The sequence below is a fragment of the Bosea sp. NBC_00550 genome, assembly GCF_026020075.1.
GTDB lineage: Bacteria > Pseudomonadota > Alphaproteobacteria > Rhizobiales > Beijerinckiaceae > Allobosea.
In genome coordinates, this window is sequence record NZ_CP102772.1 from 5,485,503 (window position 1) to 5,504,092 (window position 18,590).

Annotated in this window: 17 protein-coding genes; 10 read left to right on the plus strand and 7 right to left on the minus strand. The window is 67.0% G+C overall.

Annotated elements, in window-relative coordinates:
- Positions 1-187: 187 nt before the first annotated feature.
- The gene (locus NWE53_RS26055; protein ID WP_265052192.1) at positions 188-709 is read left to right on the plus strand and encodes a DUF6101 family protein; all 522 of its coding nucleotides are present in this window, start codon (positions 188-190) and stop codon (positions 707-709) included.
- On the opposite strand, the gene ubiA is transcribed toward NWE53_RS26055, so the two are convergent.
- Together ubiA and NWE53_RS26065 are read right to left on the minus strand one after the other, a co-directional pair.
- On the minus strand, positions 706-1,677 hold the full coding sequence (gene ubiA, locus NWE53_RS26060; RefSeq protein WP_265052193.1) for a 4-hydroxybenzoate octaprenyltransferase: 972 nt from the start codon (positions 1,675-1,677) through the stop codon (positions 706-708). The genes NWE53_RS26055 and ubiA overlap by 4 nt on opposite strands.
- A 15-nt stretch (positions 1,678-1,692) precedes the next feature.
- The gene (locus tag NWE53_RS26065; RefSeq protein WP_265052194.1) at positions 1,693-2,172 is read right to left on the minus strand and encodes a hypothetical protein; all 480 of its coding nucleotides are present in this window, start codon (positions 2,170-2,172) and stop codon (positions 1,693-1,695) included.
- Between the two features lie 195 nt (positions 2,173-2,367).
- Between NWE53_RS26065 and NWE53_RS26070 the strand changes: the two genes are divergently transcribed.
- From NWE53_RS26070 to NWE53_RS26085, 4 genes are all read left to right on the plus strand, one after another.
- Positions 2,368-3,114, plus strand: a complete 747-nt coding sequence (locus tag NWE53_RS26070; protein ID WP_265052195.1) for a 16S rRNA (uracil(1498)-N(3))-methyltransferase — start codon at positions 2,368-2,370, stop codon at positions 3,112-3,114.
- 101 nt (positions 3,115-3,215) lie between these two features.
- Positions 3,216-4,388: a carboxylate-amine ligase gene (locus NWE53_RS26075; RefSeq protein ID WP_265052196.1), complete on the plus strand. Its 1,173-nt coding sequence runs from the start codon at positions 3,216-3,218 to the stop codon at positions 4,386-4,388.
- Between the two features lie 176 nt (positions 4,389-4,564).
- The gene (locus NWE53_RS26080) at positions 4,565-5,944 is read left to right on the plus strand and encodes a glutamate--cysteine ligase (protein WP_265052197.1); all 1,380 of its coding nucleotides are present in this window, start codon (positions 4,565-4,567) and stop codon (positions 5,942-5,944) included.
- Between the two features lie 95 nt (positions 5,945-6,039).
- On the plus strand, positions 6,040-6,216 hold the full coding sequence (locus NWE53_RS26085; protein WP_265052198.1) for a Flp family type IVb pilin: 177 nt from the start codon (positions 6,040-6,042) through the stop codon (positions 6,214-6,216).
- Positions 6,217-6,237: 21 nt separating this feature from the next.
- On the opposite strand, the gene NWE53_RS26090 is transcribed toward NWE53_RS26085, so the two are convergent.
- Entirely contained in the window at positions 6,238-7,119 is an 882-nt protein-coding gene (locus tag NWE53_RS26090; RefSeq protein WP_265052199.1) for a LysR substrate-binding domain-containing protein, read from the minus strand.
- Positions 7,120-7,301: 182 nt separating this feature from the next.
- On the opposite strand from NWE53_RS26090, the gene NWE53_RS26095 reads away from it, so the two are divergent.
- Positions 7,302-7,661, plus strand: coding sequence for a DUF1127 domain-containing protein (locus NWE53_RS26095; protein WP_265052200.1), 360 nt, complete (start codon positions 7,302-7,304; stop codon positions 7,659-7,661).
- 166 nt (positions 7,662-7,827) lie between these two features.
- The gene (locus tag NWE53_RS26100) at positions 7,828-9,729 is read left to right on the plus strand and encodes a methyl-accepting chemotaxis protein (protein ID WP_265052201.1); all 1,902 of its coding nucleotides are present in this window, start codon (positions 7,828-7,830) and stop codon (positions 9,727-9,729) included.
- Positions 9,730-9,787: 58 nt separating this feature from the next.
- On the opposite strand, the gene NWE53_RS26105 is transcribed toward NWE53_RS26100, so the two are convergent.
- Genes NWE53_RS26105 through NWE53_RS26115 form a run of 3 tightly spaced genes read right to left on the minus strand, consistent with a single transcriptional unit; the run spans position 9,788 to position 13,978 of the window.
- A complete protein-coding gene (locus tag NWE53_RS26105; RefSeq protein WP_265052202.1) occupies positions 9,788-10,678 on the minus strand; it encodes a DUF937 domain-containing protein in 891 nt (296 codons plus the stop codon).
- A 19-nt stretch (positions 10,679-10,697) separates the two neighbouring features.
- On the minus strand, positions 10,698-12,116 hold the full coding sequence (locus NWE53_RS26110) for an MATE family efflux transporter (protein ID WP_265052203.1): 1,419 nt from the start codon (positions 12,114-12,116) through the stop codon (positions 10,698-10,700).
- On the minus strand, positions 12,113-13,978 hold the full coding sequence (locus NWE53_RS26115; RefSeq protein WP_265052204.1) for a monovalent cation:proton antiporter-2 (CPA2) family protein: 1,866 nt from the start codon (positions 13,976-13,978) through the stop codon (positions 12,113-12,115). Before NWE53_RS26115 ends, NWE53_RS26110 begins: the two co-directional genes overlap by 4 nt.
- A 202-nt stretch (positions 13,979-14,180) precedes the next feature.
- Here NWE53_RS26115 and ispH point away from each other — a divergent pair, with 202 nt between their 5' ends.
- The 3 genes from ispH (at position 14,181) to rnhA (ending at position 16,753) form a co-directional block, all read left to right on the plus strand.
- On the plus strand, positions 14,181-15,152 hold the full coding sequence (gene ispH / locus NWE53_RS26120) for a 4-hydroxy-3-methylbut-2-enyl diphosphate reductase (RefSeq protein ID WP_265052205.1): 972 nt from the start codon (positions 14,181-14,183) through the stop codon (positions 15,150-15,152).
- An 82-nt stretch (positions 15,153-15,234) separates the two neighbouring features.
- Positions 15,235-16,200, plus strand: coding sequence for a homoserine kinase (locus tag NWE53_RS26125; RefSeq protein ID WP_265052206.1), 966 nt, complete (start codon positions 15,235-15,237; stop codon positions 16,198-16,200).
- A 106-nt stretch (positions 16,201-16,306) separates the two neighbouring features.
- Entirely contained in the window at positions 16,307-16,753 is a 447-nt protein-coding gene (gene rnhA, locus NWE53_RS26130; RefSeq protein WP_265052207.1) for a ribonuclease HI, read from the plus strand.
- A 289-nt stretch (positions 16,754-17,042) separates the two neighbouring features.
- Here the strand turns inward: rnhA and NWE53_RS26135 are convergent, their stop codons facing one another.
- Positions 17,043-18,482: an FAD-binding oxidoreductase gene (locus NWE53_RS26135; RefSeq protein WP_265052208.1), complete on the minus strand. Its 1,440-nt coding sequence runs from the start codon at positions 18,480-18,482 to the stop codon at positions 17,043-17,045.
- Between the last annotated feature and the right edge of the window lie 108 nt (positions 18,483-18,590).

The window sequence follows — 18,590 nt, forward strand, 5'->3', positions numbered from 1 at the left end:
GATTCCGTCAAGCATCAGCGCCGAAACAAGCACAATGGACCCGGCCAGGGGCGAAAACACCATCCTTTAACCCAACCCCTTAAGCGCTCGGACACGGCTGGCGACCATCCTCATCTGGCAAGCACGAGAGCCCCGGCATCGACAGAGGGCTCCGTAGCAGCAGGGATTGAGAGAGGCGTTATAACCGATGGCCAGCGTCACGCCGGCTGCCGGGGAGGGTGGCTTTGCGCCGCATCTCCTCGGCGGCTCGACAACCACAGCGATCGTTTCCAGCAACCCGATGCCGGCCCGGCCGGCGGCGCCCGCGATCGAGCGCCTGGCTTCCGTGCGAATCCTGCGCGGCTCGGCCAATTGGCGCGGGGTCGCGTTGCGTCTCGCCAACCCGGCGGGTGACGATGACCGTTTCGAGCTTGCGCTGACGGCCGGCGATGGCCGCTCCATCGTGGTCGCCTGTGCCGATGAGGCCGATGCCGTCGCTCTCTGGCGTGATTTCGGCCGCGCCAGCGGCTTGCCGCTGCTGCTCGAAACTGCTGACGGCGTGGTGAGCGAACCCTTCCCGCAGATCGGCCGCGTCGCGCTGGGCCCGGTGCGGATCAGGCGTCGCCACGGCCTGCTCAATGGCCGTCGCCCGCGTTTCCTGACGCGTCGCAAGACCGGACGGATCGCGGAGTTGCCGGTGATCGTTTCCGGCGACAGGCTGACGGATTAACTTGCCAGCAGCGCCCGGCTGATCGTGTCAAGCGCCAGCCCGCCGGCCAGCAGCAGCCCGGCATTGCGGTTCGAGCGGAACAGCACCAGGGCCTCGGGCGAGCTCGCGCCCGCAAGGCGCGTGACCTGCCGGCCGAGATGAGCGGCGAAGGCGGCGAGCCCGAGCCAGGCGAAGGCACCGCCACCGACGAGCCAGATCGCGATACCCGTGAGCGACACCGCCAGCCCGAAGCAGAGTGCCACGGCCTCGCGCGTATGATCGCCGAAATAGCGGGCGCTCGACTTGATGCCGGCGATGACGTCGTCCTCGATGTCCTGCATCGCATAGATCGTGTCGTAGCCGACCGTCCAGGCGATCGCTGCCGCGTAGATCAGATAGGCCGGCGGATCGAGCTGTCCGAAGACGGCGCTCCAGCCCATGAGTCCGCCCCATGAGAAGGCGAGGCCGAGCACGAACTGGGGCATGTTCGTGATCCGCTTCATGAAGGGATAGACCGCGACGATCGCCAGCGAGCCGATGCCGAGCAGGATCGTGAAGCGGTTGAACTGCAGCAGCACGGCAAGCCCGCCGAGCGACAACGCGATCATGAACAGCGCGGCTGCCTTGGCCGTCACCTGCCCGGACGGCAGCGGCCGGCCGCGCGTACGCGCCACCTCGGCATCGAGCTTCCGATCGATGATGTCGTTGAAGGTGCAGCCGGCTCCGCGCATCAGGACCGCGCCGATCAGGAAGAGCAGGCTGTGCCAGGAATCGGGATAGGGCCGGCCGGCGGCGATCGCGGCGAGCCCCGCCGCCCACCAGCACGGCAGCAGCAGGAGCCACCAGCCGATCGGCCGCTCGATACGGGCGAGCTTCAGAAAGGGACGGGTCGCACGTGGCGCCCACGTATCGACCCAATGCCCTTTGAGCGCGTCGGGCAGGACGGTGTCAGTTCCGGGAGTGGCGTGGAGCGGTGCCGGCTCCGGCATGATCGGGCTCGCCGGTTAGAGCGCGCCCTGCGGAACGCGCAGCCCACCGCCGGTGCCACTCGTGATCGAATCGGCGCCGCCGAACGGATTCGCGCCCTGCGCCTGCTGCTGGGCCCGCCGCTGCATCACGGCCTGCTGTTTGACCGCATTGCAGGCCTGGCCGCGGAACGTCAGAACTTTCTGATTGTCGGTCTTCATGCCGTCGATGAAGGAAGGCGGGATCTGGCACCAATCCTGGTTCGCAGTGGCGAACTTGATGGCCGACTCGCCGTTGTTCGCCAGCCGGCCGAAGGTGCTGCAGGCTTCCTGCGGCGTCATCTTCTTCTTGGCCTTCTGGGAAGCCTGGAGCCGGGCGACGATCGTCTGGCGCTCTACGAGCAGCTTCTGGATCTGCTCGCAGCCGGAAACCTGGGCGCTGGCGGGTGCGGCGGACAAGAACGAAGCCACGGCGAGGCCGACCGTCGCGACTACGCCTGATGCCATCCTGCGCCGCATGATGTTCCTCTCCAGCTTGCCGGCCGGGTCTGGCCGATCTTTAAATATGTCCTTAACAGCAGGGCGCTGTTAACGCGAACGACCCTAGCGAGTCTACTCTTCGTATGTCGGAAGTAGCTCGCTGCTAATCGATGATTGTGGCGTTTTTCACGCCGCTCTCAACAGCTCTACCCTTTTGCGGAGACGCCTGCCCACATGTCCGTCCCAGATTTCGCCCGCCATCGGCTCTTCATCGATGGAGCCTTGGTACCGGGTGTGGCGCTTCCGCTGGAGCGCGAGCAGGCGAACTATCTGCTCAACGTCCTGCGCTTCAAGGCGGGCGAGACGGTGCTCGTCTTCAACGGCCGCGACGGAGAATGGCTGGCGAGCGTCGTGCCAGAGGGACGCAAGCAGGCGACGCTCGCCCTCGTCAAACAGGTGAAGCCGCAGCCGCCTGCGGGGGATCTGCACTGTCTCTTCGCACCGCTGAAGCATGCCCGCCTCGATTATATGGCGCAGAAGGCGGTCGAGATGGGGGCGAGCGTCCTCCAGCCGGTCATCACCCGGCGCACGCAGGTTTCGCGTCTCAACCTCGACCGCATGCGCGCCAATGCCATCGAGGCGGCGGAGCAATGCGGAATCCTGAGCCTGCCCTCCGTCGAGCCCGAACTGCCGCTGCAGGCCGCTCTCGCTTCTCTGGCGCAGGAGCGGCTGCTGATCTTCTGCGACGAGGCCGCGGGGGAGGTTAGTCCCATAGCGGCATTGGCGGAGCGGGAACGGGCGCCGCTGGCGGTTCTGATCGGACCGGAGGGCGGTTTCGACGAGGCCGAACGGCAGTTGATCAGGTCTCGGCCGAACACCCTGCCGATCTCGCTCGGCCCGCGCATCCTGCGCGCCGATACCGCGGCGGTCGCCGCGCTCGCCGTTGTCCAGGCCACGCTCGGGGACTGGTCCCGGCGCTGAGCGGAACGCCGGCGCCCCTGCGACGTTCATCAGGCGGGGCATGCGTGGCTGCCGGACAAGGGCCGACTGCGTCCCCGTGTGATGAAACCGATCGGGACGGATTGATGGCTGCGCAGCGCTTCGGAATCGAGGAAGAGTATTTTCTGGCGGATGCCGCGAGCCGTGGCGCCGTGCGCAAGGTGCCGCCCGCCTTCATCGACGATGCGCAAAAAGCCTTTCCGGATGAAGTACAGCGGGAGATGCTGCAATCGCAGATCGAAGTCGCGACCGCGATCTGCACCACGATGGCGGAAGCCCGATCGGCGCTCGCAAGGCTCCGTTCAGGGCTTGCGGATATTGCCGGACGGCACGGCCTGCTGCTGCTGGCTTCCGGCACGCATCCCAGCGCAATCTGGTCGCGGCAGCGCGTCACCGAGGCCGCCCGCTACGATCGCCTGATGCAGGAACTGCAGATGATCGGCCGCCGCAACCAGCTCTGCGGGCTGCATGTGCATGTCGAAGTGCCCGATGAGGACGAGCGTATCCGGCTGATGGCGCGGATCATGCCGTATCTGCCGCTGTTACTGGCGCTCTCGACCTCATCCCCCTTTTGGCAGGGGCGGCGCACCGGGCTGATGGGCTATCGCCTCGCCGCCTATGCCGAGTTGCCGCGCACCGGATTGCCGGAACTCTTCGTCGAGCCGGACGAGTATCGGTCCTATATCGCCGCGCTGGTGAATTCCGGCGCGATCAAGGACGAGAGCTACATCTGGTGGGCCATGCGGCCCTCGATGCGCCATCCCACGCTGGAGCTGCGCATCGCCGACAGCTGCACCAGCCTCGAGGACACGCTTGCGATCGCCGCGCTCTATCGCTGCCTCGTCCGCTATCTCCTGCGCAACCCGGCGGTGAATGCGAGGCCGGCGCCGGCGACGCGCGGCATCGCGCTGGAGAACTTCTGGCGGGCGCAGCGCTACGGTATCCATGGCGGCTTCATCGATGGCGCGGGCACCGGCATGCGCCCGGTCGCGGATATCGTGGAAGGCTGGATTGGCCGCTTGGCGGAGGATGCCTCGGCGCTCGGCTGCGAGGCCGAGCTGGCGCGGTGCGGTGTCATCGCTCGCGACGGCACCAGCGCCGACCGGCAGCTCGCGATACATGAAGAGGCCCGCCAGCGCGATGGCGACCAGGCGGCACTGGCCGCGACGGTCGATTGGATCGCCGCCGAAACCCGCCGCGTTGAGGGCGTGGAGCGCGGTGAAGAGACAGCGCAGGGCCTGCTTCGCGCCTGCTGAACGGCTTGCCGGCAACTCCGAGGCCTGCTGTCAGCGCCGGACGGCCTTTCGCGAATGCAAGGACCGGGTCGTTGTCGAGCGTTCTGTGCTCGCCTATGTGTGTCCTCCCGCACCTGCTGCCCCCGGCTTCCGTCGGCGAGCTGCTGGTCCTTCATGTCTGTTCTGCCGGAGCACCCATGGCTCGCGACGTGTCCGATTCGACCCCGATCGGTTCGAAGGATGAACTGGTCTCCTGGATCGCAGCCGGCGAGAAACCGGAATCCGCTTTCCGGATCGGCACCGAGCACGAGAAGTTCCCGTTCTACCGCAGCGATCTCGCGCCCGTTCCCTATGAGGGGCGCGCCGGAGCCGGCGGCATCCGTGCGCTGCTGGAAGGCATGCAGCAGCGCCTCGGCTGGGAGCCGATCCTCGATGCCGGCAACATCATCGGCCTCGCCGGCCCTGATGGCGGCGGCGCGATCTCGCTGGAGCCGGGCGGCCAGTTCGAATTGTCGGGCGCACCCCTGGCCACGCTGCATGAAACGCAGAGCGAACTCGCTGCGCATATCGCCGACGTGAACGCCGTCGCTGCCCCCCATGGCATCGCCTTCACGGCGCTGGGCGCATCTCCGCTCTGGACGCGTGCCGAAACGCCGATGATGCCCAAGGGCCGCTACAAGATCATGGCGAACTACATGCCGAAGGTCGGCACGCACGGCCTCGACATGATGTTCCGGACCTGCACGGTGCAGGTCAATCTCGACTTCGCCACCGAGGCCGACATGGTGCGCAAGCTCCGTGTCTCGCTCGCCCTGCAGCCGTTGGCGACGGCGCTGTTCGCTTCCTCGCCCTTCCTCGAGCGCAGGCTCAACGGCTTCCAGTCGATGCGCTCCGAGATCTGGCGAGATACCGACAATGCGCGCTCGGGCATGATCGCCTTCGCCTTCGACGAGGGCATGTCCTACGAGGGTTATGTCGACTGGGCGCTCGATGTGCCCATGTATTTCGTCAAGCGCGGCGATATCTATCATGACGTGGCCGGCGCCTCTTTCCGCGATCTGCTGGCCGGGAAGCTGCCGCAATTGCCGGGCGAGCGTGCGACCATCTCGGACTGGGCCAATCATCTCTCGACGCTGTTCCCGGAAGTCAGGCTGAAGCGCTTCCTCGAGATGCGTGGCGCCGATGCCGGCCCCGCCGACATGCTGACCGCGCTGCCGGCGTTCTGGGTGGGGCTGCTCTACGACCAATCGGCCCTCGATGCCGCCTGGGACATCGTGAAGGGCTGGAGCGCGGAAGAGCGCCAGGCGCTCCGCGATGCCGTTCCCAAGAAAGGGCTTGCCGCGACGATCGCGGGCCGCAAGCTGAGCGAGATCGCGGCCGAGGTGGTCGAACTCTCGCGCGCCGGTCTCGTCCGGCGCGCCAGCCGGAACGCTGCGGGCCAGGACGAGAGCGTCTTCCTGGCGCCTGTGCATGAGATCGTGGCGCGCCGCCAAAGTCTCGCAGAACGCCTGGAGGAGCGCTTCCGCTCTGCCTGGAACGGCAAGGTCGAGCCGGTCATGACCGAGCTGAGCCTTTAGCTCGACACGCAGGCTCACGCCGGAATCGTGATTTCCGGCGCATTCTGCCGGCGAAATTAACGAGTTGGCGGAAACTTCATGCATAACCTAACGGCATGAAGCAGATCGGCGCCAGCTTTGCGGGGTTCTTGAGCGACGAGCGTGGCGCCACGTCGATCGAGTACGCTTTTATCGCCAGCCTGGTTTCGATCGTCATCCTCGGTGCCGTCACGCTGATCGGCACGCGCCTCAACACACTGTTCGAGGGCGTTGTCCCCGGCCTCGGGAAATAGCCCGCCGATCGGGGCCTCGCCTTATTCCGCCGCCGTCTTGAAGCTCGCCAGATTGTCCAGGCTCTGGATGATGTGCTCGGCCAGCGCGTTCGAGAGCACCGACGGGTCAAAACGGGTGCGCAGCAACCCGATCTTGCACGAGGGCAGGGTGGCGTAACCCTCGGACGGGCCGAGGATGCGCATGCCCGGCCTGACGGCGCTTTCCGGCAGCACCGAAACCGCCAGCCCCGCCAGCACCGCAGCGCCGACAGCCGTCGAGTTCCAGCTGGCATAGAGCACGCGGAAGCGGCGTCCCTTCGACTCCAGCGCATCCACCGCGGCCTGTCGCCAGTTGCAGGTCGGCCGCCCCAGCGCCAGCGGCAACGGATCCTCCTCATGGACGCCATGGCGTGCCGAGGTGACCCAGAGCAACGGCTCGATCCGGATGATCTCGCCCTGACCGCGGCTCTCGACATGGGTGATGATGGCGAGGTCGATGTCGCCGGTCGCGATCCGCTCGGCCAGCATCGGGGTCGGCTCGCAGACGACCGTGACCTCGGCGCGCGGGTTCGAATGGGCGAAGCGGGCGAGGATCTCCGGCAGATAGCGGTCGGCATAGTCGTCGGGCACGCCGAGGCGAATGCGGCCCTTGAGGTCGGCATCGGCGAAGGAGGCGACGCATTCGAGGTTCAGCCGGACGATGCGGCGGGCATAATCGAGCAGGCGCTCGCCATCTTCCGTCAGCTTGGCGTGGCGACCGTCACGCCCGAACAGGGGGCGGCCGACACGCTCCTCGAGCCGCTTCATCTGCATCGAGACCGCCGACTGCGTCTTGAAGACGATCTCGGCGGCGCGGGTGAAGGAGCCGGTATCGGCGATGGCGACAAAGGTCTTGAGCTGATCGGCATCGAGCACATGGGCCATTGGCGATCCCCATCCACTGTTCATCAATTTCAGTGTTGCGAGACATCATAACCATTCGTTTGGCTGATGACCAGAGCCTCGATATGGTCTTCGTAATCTCCGAGTTCCCCCAGTCAATGGTGAGTCCGGACCGGGAGGAGATGCCGAACCATCCTTTCACCCGTCCGCCCCAGGAGGCCGTCATGCTGCTCATGACCATTGCCGCGAAGTCGCTCTCGTCCGTTTCGGTTGGGATCACGCGCATTGCCACGGTGGGTTTCGGCGGGATTGCCCAATTCGTTCGCGCCGTCATCCACCGTCGCGAGGTGATGCGCCTCGCCGAGCTCGACGAGCGCGGTCTCAAGGACATCGGGCTCGTGCGCTCCGATATCGCCGGTGCGCTGGCGACGCCGTGGTTCAAGGACCCGTCGGCCGTCCTCGCGGATCGTTCGCAGGCGCTGACGGACACGGCCGCGGCCCGCCGTGAGCACGCGCTTCTCCATGCGCCGGCCCACCCGAAACGGGCGGCCAACATCGATCTAGCGGTTGCACGCTGCGCCTGACCCCTTGGCGCCAGCGTCCCTGCGGGCGGGAGCTTCGTGCTTCCGCCCTTTTTTATGCCTTGGTTGACGGTTTCCTTCGCCGAATAACGTAAATTTCACCATTCTGACGGAAATCTGCCCGCGGGTGCCGCCATGCTGGCGGCCGCGTTGAACGTGGGCTGTCGGCATGAAACTGTCATTGCGCCTGAAGGACATGCGGATTCGCACGAAGATCGCGATCCCGCTCATCGCGATGGGCCTGATCGGGTTGGGCACCGCGATCTACGCCGGCAACGAATACGCCCGTATCCAGAAGACCTATTCGGACCTGATCGACCAACGCGCCACTGCGATCCTCGGCTCGGCCCAGTCGACCCTGGCGACGAGCTACATCCTGCGCGATCTCTACAAGGCGATCGCCTATCCCGAATTCATGAAGCAGAACGCCACGAGCATCGAGGATGTCCGCAAGGGCTACGATCTCGCGCTGCAGCAGCTCACCAACGCCAAGATCAGCTTCCCCGAGAAGCATGCCGAGTTCGACGGGCTGGCGCGTCGGATCACCGAGCTCAAGTCCAAGATCGACGACGTGACCAAGCAGGCTTCGCGCGACGAGGACCTGCCGGCGCTCTCGGTGATGTCTGAGTTGGACCGGGCCTTCGGAACGATCATCGCCGACGCCGTGAAGCTCAACGGCGAGATCAAGGGCGATACGCTGACGGCCGCACACGTGCTCGATGCCGAGGCGCAGCAGCTCGACTGGCTGATGCTGGTGTTGACCCTCGTCGGCACCTTGCTCGGCCTTGCCGGCGCGATGCTGCTCGCCCGGCAGTCCATCACCAAGCCGCTCGACCAGCTCAAGGAGCGGATGGCGGACCTTGCGGCCGGCAACTATGCGGTCGAGATCGACGGCCAGGTGCGGCGCGACGAGCTCGGCGCGATGGCGCGGACCGTGCAGGTCTTCAAGGAGAACGGCCTTGCCGTGCAGCGCCTCGAAGCCGAGACGGCGGAGAGCCGCGACGCTTCTGAGGCCGAGCGACGCATCATCGAGCAGGAGCGCGCCGCCCGCTCGCATGAGCAGGATCGCCTCGCCGCCGAGCAGCGCCAGGTGATGGAGGCCCTTGCCGAAGGGCTCGACCGGCTGTCGCGGGGCGACCTGACGTGCCGCATCGATGCCGAGCTGGCGGCGGAATACGAGAAGCTGCGCGACGACTTCAATCTCGCGGTCGGCCATCTGGCCGAGACGATCCGCACGATCCAGGCGACATCCGGCGACGTCAGCAATACGGCGCTGGAGATCAACACCGGCGCCGACGACCTGTCCAAGCGCACCGAGGAGCAGGCCTCGTCGCTCGAGGAGACGGCTGCGACCACCGAGCAGCTCGCTGCCTCCGTCAAGGCGTCCGCCCAGTCTTCCCATCAGGCGGTGGCGCTCGCCGACGAGGCGATGGACGTTGCCCGCAAGGGCGGCGCCATCGTTCAGGATGCTGTCGATGCCATGGCGCGCATCGAGGCGGCCTCCCGCAAGATCTCCGACATCACCACGGTGATCGACGAGATCGCCTTCCAGACCAATCTTCTGGCGCTTAACGCCGCGGTCGAGGCCGCACGCGCCGGCGACGCGGGCAAGGGCTTCGCGGTCGTCGCCTCGGAGGTGCGGACGCTCGCCCAGCGCTCGGGCGAGGCTGCCAAGGACATCACCACGCTGATCACCGAATCCGGGGCGGAGGTGGCGCAGGGCGTCGGTCTCGTCCGTTCGGCGGGCGCCGCGCTGGAACGCATCGTCGATGCCTCGCGGAAGGTGTCCGCGACGGTCTCGGAGATTTCCGCCGCTGCGACGGAGCAGTCGCACGGCATCGACGAGATGAGCCAGGCCGTCGCCCATATGGACGAGATGACCCAGCAGAATGCGGCGCTGGCCGAGGAGAGCGCGGCTTCCGCGACGGCGCTCGCCAACCAGATCGAGCGCCTCAACGATCTCGTCGCCAGCTTCCGGACGCGCGATGATGTCACGGCGCTGCGCGGCATCGCAGCCACGATGGCCTCGCCGCAAGGCGATGACGGCTGGGATCAGCGCCTGCGCGCCTGAGCCCTCACTTCAGCAAGCCGGGCCGGACGGAAGAGTCCGGCCGCACGCCCGGGCGACCTCAGCGGCGCCCCTGGCCGCCGCCGAGCATGGCATCCAGGATCGACTTCAGCGCGTTCTGGTGATCGTCCTGAATCTGGCGGCCGTGCTCGAACATCTGGTTGAGTGCGTCGAGACCGATCGAGCCGGGTCCGGCGGCCGAAGACGAGAGCGGCGCATCGTCCGGTTCGGGCGCGGGCGGAGCGGGCGCGCGCCGGGGCGGGGCGCTCCGTGGCGCGGGAGCCGGATCAGGCTCAGGGGCCGCACCGCCGAACATGCCGCCGAGGATCTGGCCGAACGCGCCGCCGAACGGATCGGTCGGCGTCGGCTGGGGATTGGCCTGCGGCGGGCCGGCAGCCTGGCCGAACATGCCCTTCAGGATCGCGTCGAACGGATTGACGGGCGCCTGAGGCTGCGGCGGCGGGGGCTGCATCCCCGGCATCTGGCCGCGCATCATCTCGGCGAACTGGCCGAGAATGCCGCCGAGACCTTGATTGCTGGTCGACTTGAACAGACCGCCCATCAGCATCGAGGCGATGATCGGGAGCATCTGCTTCAGGATCGCCTGGCTGACGCCGCTGGTCGCGGCCGCCTGCACGGCGATGGCCTGGCTGACCTCGGGGGAGCCGAAGAGCTGGCTCAGCACGTTGTTGCCGGCCGTCTGCGCGCCCGATGGAATGCCGCCGCCGGCCGCCTCGAAGAAGCGGGCATAGGGCGAGGCCGTCATCATCTGCGCCAGCGAGCCGAAGGCGTAGGGGTCGTGCGTCTGCCGCTGCAGCCCCATCGAGAAAGCCGGAAGCAGCGCGTCGAGCGCGGCCTGGGTCTGCTGCATGTTCAGCCCGTACTGTCGGGCGAGGTTCTGCATCGCCTGCCCGTTCTGGGCCGATTGCATGATATCGAACAGGTTCACCATCGGCGCCTCCCGGCCGGCACTAGCTCCGTGCCTCGGCCGACGATAGCAGGGTGTCGTTGGCTGGCAAATCGTGGGCGGCCCGGCGTTGTGCCGCCTCCCGTTCCAGCCGGCTGATGCCGCGATAGGCGAAGACCAGCGCCAGCACGCCGAAGGCGACCGCCCCCAGTGCCGAGCCGGCGAGCGCGCCCTTCGGCCCGGCGAGATGCGCACCGAGGATGGCGAACGGCATCGTGCCGAGCGTGGCGCGGCCCCAGCTGAACAGCGTCGACAGGAACGGCATGCCGAGATTGTTGAAGGCGGCGTTCGCGACGAAGAGCATGCCGACGAACAGCCACATCGGGCCGGCGATCAGGCAGAAGAACTCGACCAGCTCCGCCGTCAGGCCGGTGGCATGGAAGGCGGCGACGATGGTGCCGCGCAGCGCATAGAGCAGCAGCCAGGAAATCAGGACGCAGGCCCCCGCGAAGATCGCGGAATCGGTCAGGCCGCGCCGCATGCGGTCGAAGCGCCCGGCCCCCCAGTTCTGACCGAGGATCGGCCCGACTGCCCCGGACAGCGCAAACAGCACGCCGAAGGCGACCGGCACCAGCCGGTCCATGATGGCCAGCGCCGCAACCGCCGCATCGCCGAAGCGGGCGACCACGCCGGCGAAGACGGCATTCGCGATCGGGTTGGAGAGATTGGTCAGGATCGCCGGTCCCGCGATGGCGAAGGTCCGGGCGCTGTCCTGCCGCACGAAGCTCAACTTGGGCCGCGCCATCATGCCGTGGACGATCACGGTGCCGTGGAAGCCGATGGCGACGATGATGATCCGGGCCAGCACGATCGCGATCGCGGCGCCGTCCGGTCCCAGACCGAATCCGAAGATCAGCAACGGGTCTAGCCCCGCAGTGGCTATGCCACCGCCGAGCGTCACGAACATCGCGCGCCTTGCATCGCCGATGGCGCGCAGGATGCCGGAAAAGCCCATGCCTACGGCCATCAAGATGTTCGAGGGCAGCACGATGTGCAGGAAGGAGAGGGCGATCGCATGCGACTGGTCGCGTGCGCCGAGCAGGGTGAGCAGGCGCGGCAATAGCGGCAGGGCGATCAGCGACAGCACGAGGGCGACGAGCGCCGCCAGCACCATGGTCGAGGACGCGATGCGCCGCGCGGCCTGCCGATCGCCGGCGCCGATGCTGCGGGAAGTCAGGGCGGTGATGGCGATCATCAGCCCGACATTCACCGATACCATCAGATAGAGCACGATGGTGGCAAAGCCGACGCCGGCGGTCGCCTCCGGCCGCCCGAGCCAGGAGACGTAGAGTAGCGACAGGAGGTCGACGACGAAGACGGCCATCAGGCCGATCGAGCCCGTCGCGGTCATCACCGCGACATGGCGCATCAGCGGGCCCTCGACGAAGACGGCCCGAGCCGGCCGGACAGAGGCGTTCGTCACAGTTCGGGCTCTCCGACGCCGCCGACCGAGACCTCGGCCCCGCCATCGGCGATGACCTGCTCGGTCTCGGCATTGAGGGCCTTGGACTTGCCCTTCGGCTTGACGATCGGTTCCGGCGTGACGCGCGGCACGCGGTTCAGCGCGGCGGCGATCCCCTCGCTGAACTGGATCTCCATGCGCTGGGCGTCGCGATCGCGGACATGGTCGATGACGAAATCGGCCTCGTCGTGGCTCAGGCCGAGAGCTTCCAGCGTCACGCGCCCGAAACCGAGCGCCGATTCGAAAGTCTCGCGCATCTGGTAGTCGACATTGGCCTTCATCAGCTCGATGGCGTGGATCCTGTCGAAGGCCCGGACATGGACGCGGACATTGGGAAACTCGGCCTTGATCATCTCCACGATCCGGAGGGCCGCGTCCTTGTCGTCTACGCAGACGCAGACCACCTTCGCCCGGCCGGCCCCGGCGGCGCGCAGCACGTCGAGGCGCGTCCCGTCGCCGTAATAGACCTTGAAGCCGAACCGGGCCGCGGCCCGGATCTGCTCGACGTCGGAATCGATCACCGTGATGTTGATGTGCTGCAGCAGCAGCGCCTGCGTCACCACCTGTCCGAAGCGGCCGAAGCCGACCACCATCACCTGGCTGTCGCTGGTCCCTTCATAATCCTCCTCCATCGTCTCCGGTGTGGTGCGCGCCAGCAGCACGGCGTCAATCAGCTTGGCGACGACCGGGCCGAGCAGCATGCTGATGGCAGCCAGAGCGGTGGCCATCGCCGCCTGTTGCGGGTTCAGCAACCCCTGGGCCAGGCCGAGAGGCACAAGCACGAAGGCGAATTCGCCGGCCGGAGAGAGCAGCGCGCCGGCCCGGATCGCCTCGAGCCAGCTCGAACAGGAGATCCTCAGGATCGAGGTGACGACGACGATCTTGAACAGCACGAGCAGCGGCGCCGCCACGGCCAGCAGCATCCAGTTGGCGGCCACCAGCCGGAGATCGAGCGACATGCCGACCGCCATGAAGAACAGCCCGAGCAGCACGCCGCGGAACGGCTCGATGTCTGCCTCCAGCTCATGCCGGAAATGCGAGTCGGCCAGCATCACGCCGGCGAGGAAGGCGCCCATCGCCATCGACAGCCCGACATGCTCCATCAGCAGCGCCGCGCCGAGCACGATCAGCAGGGCCGCAGCCGTCATCACATCCTTAGCGCCGGTATTGGCCAGGATGCGGAAGAACGGGTTCATGACGTAGCGCCCGGCCAGCACGATCAGCACCAGGGCGAAGAGCGCGATGCCGAGGCTGGCGAGCGCCCGCATCGGGCTGCCGGCCTCCGCGCCGCCGGTGGTGGCGAGCAGCGGCAGCAGCGCCAGCGCCGGAGCGATCGCCATGTCCTGGAACAGGAGGATCGAGAAAGTTCGCCGGCCGTAAGGCTCGCTGGCGTCGCCCCGTTCCTGGAGCTGCTGCAGCGCGATCGAGGTCGCCGACAGTGCCAGTGCCACGCCGACAGCGACCGCGCCCGCCGCGGAAAGGCCGAACCACCAGCCGAAAAGCCCGATGCCGGCGGCGCTGAGCGCCATCTGCGCCAGGCCCGTGCCGAGAATGTCCTTGCGCATCGAATAGAGCCGCGCCGGCTGCAGTTCGAGCCCGACGAGGAAGAGCAGCAGCACCACGCCGATCTCGGCCGTGCTGCGGATCGCGTCGGGGTCCTTGATGACGCCGAGGATCGACGGGCCGATGACGATGCCGGCGGCGAGATAGCCGAGAACGGCCGATTGCCCGAGCTTGCGGAAGAGCGGGACGGCGATCACCGCCGCGGCGCAGAAGGTCAGGATCGGCGGCAGGTAGCTGACATGCGAGGCGGCGTCGGCCATGCGGAACTCGTGATCGGGAGCGGGCGTGCGGTGGGTTGGATTGCGGTCGTGCGGTGCGACCGGCCATGACCTATCTAGGCTCTGGGCGGCGATCCTGCGAGGGGCAATCGGCGCGAAGGCGCAGGCCGCGCGGTTTCGCTTCCTTGACATCGCCCCGATCCCGCCGAAAGAAGACCTGGACCGATTGGAGTTTGCCCCGCGCGTGACCAAGCCGCCGCTCGACATTCTGCTCTGTGCCCCGCGCGGCTTCTGCGCCGGGGTCGTGCGCGCCATCGACGCGGTCGAGAAGGCGCTCAACCTGCATGGCGCGCCGGTCTATGTCCGCCACGAGATCGTCCATAACAAATACGTCGTCGAATCCCTGAAGCGGAAAGGCGCGGTCTTCGTCGCCGAATTGTCAGAGGTGCCGGACGCGACCCGGCCGGTGATCTTCTCGGCCCATGGTGTCGCCAAGGCGGTTCCGGCCGAGGCGAAGTCCCGCCATCTCTTTGCCATCGACGCGACCTGCCCGCTGGTGACGAAGGTCCATCGCGAGGCGGAGGTCCATCACAAGCGCGGGCGCCATATCCTGCTCGTCGGCCATGCCGGCCACCCCGAGGTCATCGGCACGATGGGCCAGCTCCCCGTGGGCGCCATCACGCTGATCGAGACGCTGGACGACGTTGCGACGCTGAGCCCCCCGGCCGGCCAGCCGCTCGCCTATGTCACCCAGACCACGCTTTCGGTCGACGATACCCGCGAGATCGTCGAGGCGCTTCAGGCCCGTTTCCCGGACCTGATCGCCCCGCACAAGGAAGACATCTGCTACGCCACGACGAATCGCCAGGAAGCGGTGAAGCGCGTCGCCCCGCAGGTCGAGGGGCTGATCGTCGTCGGCTCGCCCAACTCCTCGAACTCGCAGCGCCTGCGCGAGGTCGCCGAGCGCGCCGGTTGCCCGGTCGCGCGGCTCGTCCTGCGCACCGACGAGATCGACTGGTCGGTCTTCGGCAACATCCGCAGCCTCGGCATCACCGCGGGCGCCAGCGCGCCCGAAGTGCTGGTCGAGGAGATCATCGACGCCTTCGCCGAGCGCTACGAGGTCCGCGTCGAGACCGTCTCGACCGCCGACGAGAACGTCTTCTTCCCGCTGCCGCGCGAATTGCGCGGCGAGGCGGCGCCAGCCGCGGCCGAATAATTCCAGCAGAAGCATTTTCGAGCGAAGCGGGCATCGGTTCGCGTGAAGAAAATGCGACAGACCAAAGTAAGAGAGCCCGATCTTGGCCGTCTATACCGAAGTGCCCGATGACGAGATGGCCGCCTTCGTGGCGCGCTACGGCATTGGCGAACTGCTTTCCGCCAAAGGCATCGCCGAAGGCGTGGAGAATTCGAACTATCTGATCCACACCACGCAGGGCACCTACATCCTCACCCTCTACGAGAAGCGGGTGAATCCGGACGATCTGCCGTTCTTTCTCGGCCTGATGCAGCATCTTGCCGGTCGCGGCCTGATCTGCCCCCAGCCGGTCGAGGACAGCCGCGGCGAGATGCTCGGCCGCCTGGCAGGGCGCCCGGCAGCGATCGTCACCTTCCTCGACGGGCTTTCGGTCCGCCGCCCCACAGCCGCCCATTGCCAGGAACTCGGCCGTGGCCTCGCTTTGATGCACGAGGCCGGCGCGGATTTCACGATGGAGCGGGTCAATGCGCTCTCCGTGCCGGGTTGGCGGCCGCTGGCGCATCAGGCCGGCCCCGATGCCGACAAGGTCTCCCCGGGCCTCGCCCGCCGGATCACGGCCGAGATCGCCGTGCATGAGGCGAGCTGGCCCAAGGATCTGCCGCGCGGCGTGATCCATGCCGATCTCTTCCCCAACAACGTCTTCTTCATCGGCAGCCGCCTGTCCGGGCTGATCGACTTCTACTTCGCCTGCACCGACGCCCATGCCTACGACCTCGCGATCTGCCTGAACTCCTGGTGCTTCGAGGCCGATGGCTCGTTCAACCTGACCAAGGGCCAGGCCCTGCTCGCCGGCTACGAATCCGTCCGCCCGCTGAACGAGGCGGAGATCGCGGCGCTGCCGCAGCTCTGCCGCGGCTCGGCCCTGCGCTTCCTGCTGACGCGGCTGGTCGACTGGCTGAACGTGCCGGCCGGCGCCCTGGTCAAGCCGCATGATCCGCTCGAATACGACCGCAAGCTCGCCTTCCACCAGCGCGTGCTCGATGCCCGCGAATATGGGCTGAAGCGATGAGCGATACGGTCGAGGTCTGGACGGACGGTGCCTGCTCCGGCAATCCCGGGCCCGGCGCGCTTGGGGCTTGCCCCATTCGCGCCACCAAAAATCGCCGGGACCTGCCATGAGCGATACGGTCGAAGTCTGGACGGACGGTGCCTGCTCCGGCAATCCCGGTCCCGGCGGCTGGGGCGCGATCCTCAACTATAACGGCGTCGAGAAGGAGCTTTCTGGCGGCGAGGAAATGACGACCAACAACCGCATGGAGCTGATGGCGGCGATCGCGGCGCTGGAGGCGCTGAAGCGGCCCTGCACGGTCGCGCTCCACACCGACAGCCAGTATCTGCGCCAGGGCATCACCGGCTGGATCCATGGCTGGAAGAAGAACGGCTGGAAGACCGCCGACAGGAAGCCGGTCAAGAATGTCGAACTCTGGCAGCGCCTTGAAACGGCGCTGGGGCGCCACAAGATCGAGTGGAAATGGGTCAAGGGCCATGCCGGAGACGAGATGAACGAGCGCGCCGACGCGTTGGCACGCGCCGGCATGGCGCCGTTCAAGCCGGGGCGGTAGAGCCTCCTGATTTCTGACGGAAGCAGAACGTCATCCCGGACAAGCTGCGCAGCAGCGCCGATCCCGGATCCATCGTAGAGTTCCGGAGCCCTCCGATGGATCATGGCTCAAGGCCGGGATGGCGCCGTGGTTCCGAGAAAACGTAGCGTGCGCTGGTCTGGATCGCCACACGTCATCGGACGCGCCAACGGCCGCGTCGTAGCTTTCGACAGGTCATCAGTAGGGAGCGCCTGTCGGGCACTCCCTGCTGATCGAAGCCTTTCGACGTCGCGGTGTTAGCCGGCCGGCCTTACGCGGCCTGCGAACTCATCCTCGGCGTCACGTTCTGGTTCATGCGGAACAGGTTCGAAGGGTCGTAGCGCTGTTTCAGCGTGGCAAGGCGATGATAGCTGCCGCCATACGCCTCCTGAACGCGATCCGTCTCGTCGGCCGGCATGAAGTTGATATAGGCAGTCCCGGCGGAAAGCGGTCTTGTCGCGTCGAAGAGCTCTCGCGCCCAGCCGATGCAGGCCTGGTCCATGGCCGGTTCGCGCCACCGCGCATGAACGTTCATGACGAAATGGGAACTGCGTTGCGGAAACGCCGTGGCATCGGCGGCGACACGGCCCGCTGCGCCCCCGACGTGAGCGATGAATATCTCGCATTCCGGGCTCGGAAGATGGCACGCCGCGCCGATCAGCAGACGGATCGTCGTGTCCGATAGCTCGGCGAAGTCGTGGCTCTTCCAGTAGTTGCGGGCGCCGGGTGCGAGCAGGGGGTCGAAAGCCTGTTGCCATGCCGTGAACGGCGTGGCTCCCACCACATCGGCGATCGGCGTTCCGATCGAGCGCAGCCTGGCGGTCGCCTTGTTGCCTTCGGCGATGTCGCCGCAATAGCACATGGCAAGGATGAGCACTTCCTTGCCGTGCCACTCCGCCGGGAGGAACGGCAGGGGCGGTGCCTGCCGCATCACGGCCCAGCACGTCAGCTCGTCCGGCGCGAATTCGAGCGCCTGTCGGTATTCCCTCAGAACCGTTTCGGCTTCGCTGAAGGGGTGGACGACGAGGCCCGACAACACCTGCGGGCCGAATTTGTGAAGGCGGAACTCGAACGCGGTCACCACTCCGAAATTGCCGCCGCCGCCACGCAACGCCCAGAACAGGTCCGGATCCTGCGCTTCGCTGACTCGCCGGAGCTCGCCATCGGCCGTGACCACCTCGACCGACACCAGGCTATCCAGCGTCAGGCCGAACTTGCGTGTGATCCAGCCGAAGCCGCCGCCCAGCGTCAGCCCGGCGATGCCGGTCGTCGAATTGATGCCGGTCGGCACGATGAACCCGGCCGCCTGGGTTTCCCTATCGACATCGGCGAGAAGCGCCCCCGGCTCGACCCATGCACGCTCTGACGCCGCATCGACGCGGACCGACTTCATCTGCGACAGATCGATCATCAGGCCGCCGTCGCAGACGGCGTTTCCGGCAATGCCATGTCCGCCGCCCCGCACCGAGACGAGCAGCCCGTTGTCGCGTGCGAAGCGGACCGCGCTGACGACATCGGCCGCAGCCATGCAGCGTATGATCAGGCCGGGCCGGCGATCGACCATCCCATTCCAGATCGCGCGTGCCTCGTCATAGGCTGCGTCACTTGCGTCGAGGATGCTGCCGCGGAGTTGGGAGGCCAGCATTTCGATGGCCGAGGCACTGATGGCCTTCTTGCCGGCCGCCAGTGTCGTAAGGCTATGAGCAGTCATGATAGCGCCTCCCGAATGAGTTTTTGTGGTTCGGCCCGATGGCCGCCGGCACTGTGAGCCCATTCGTGGTTCCGCTCCGTGATGCAGATCACACGGGAAGTGCACACC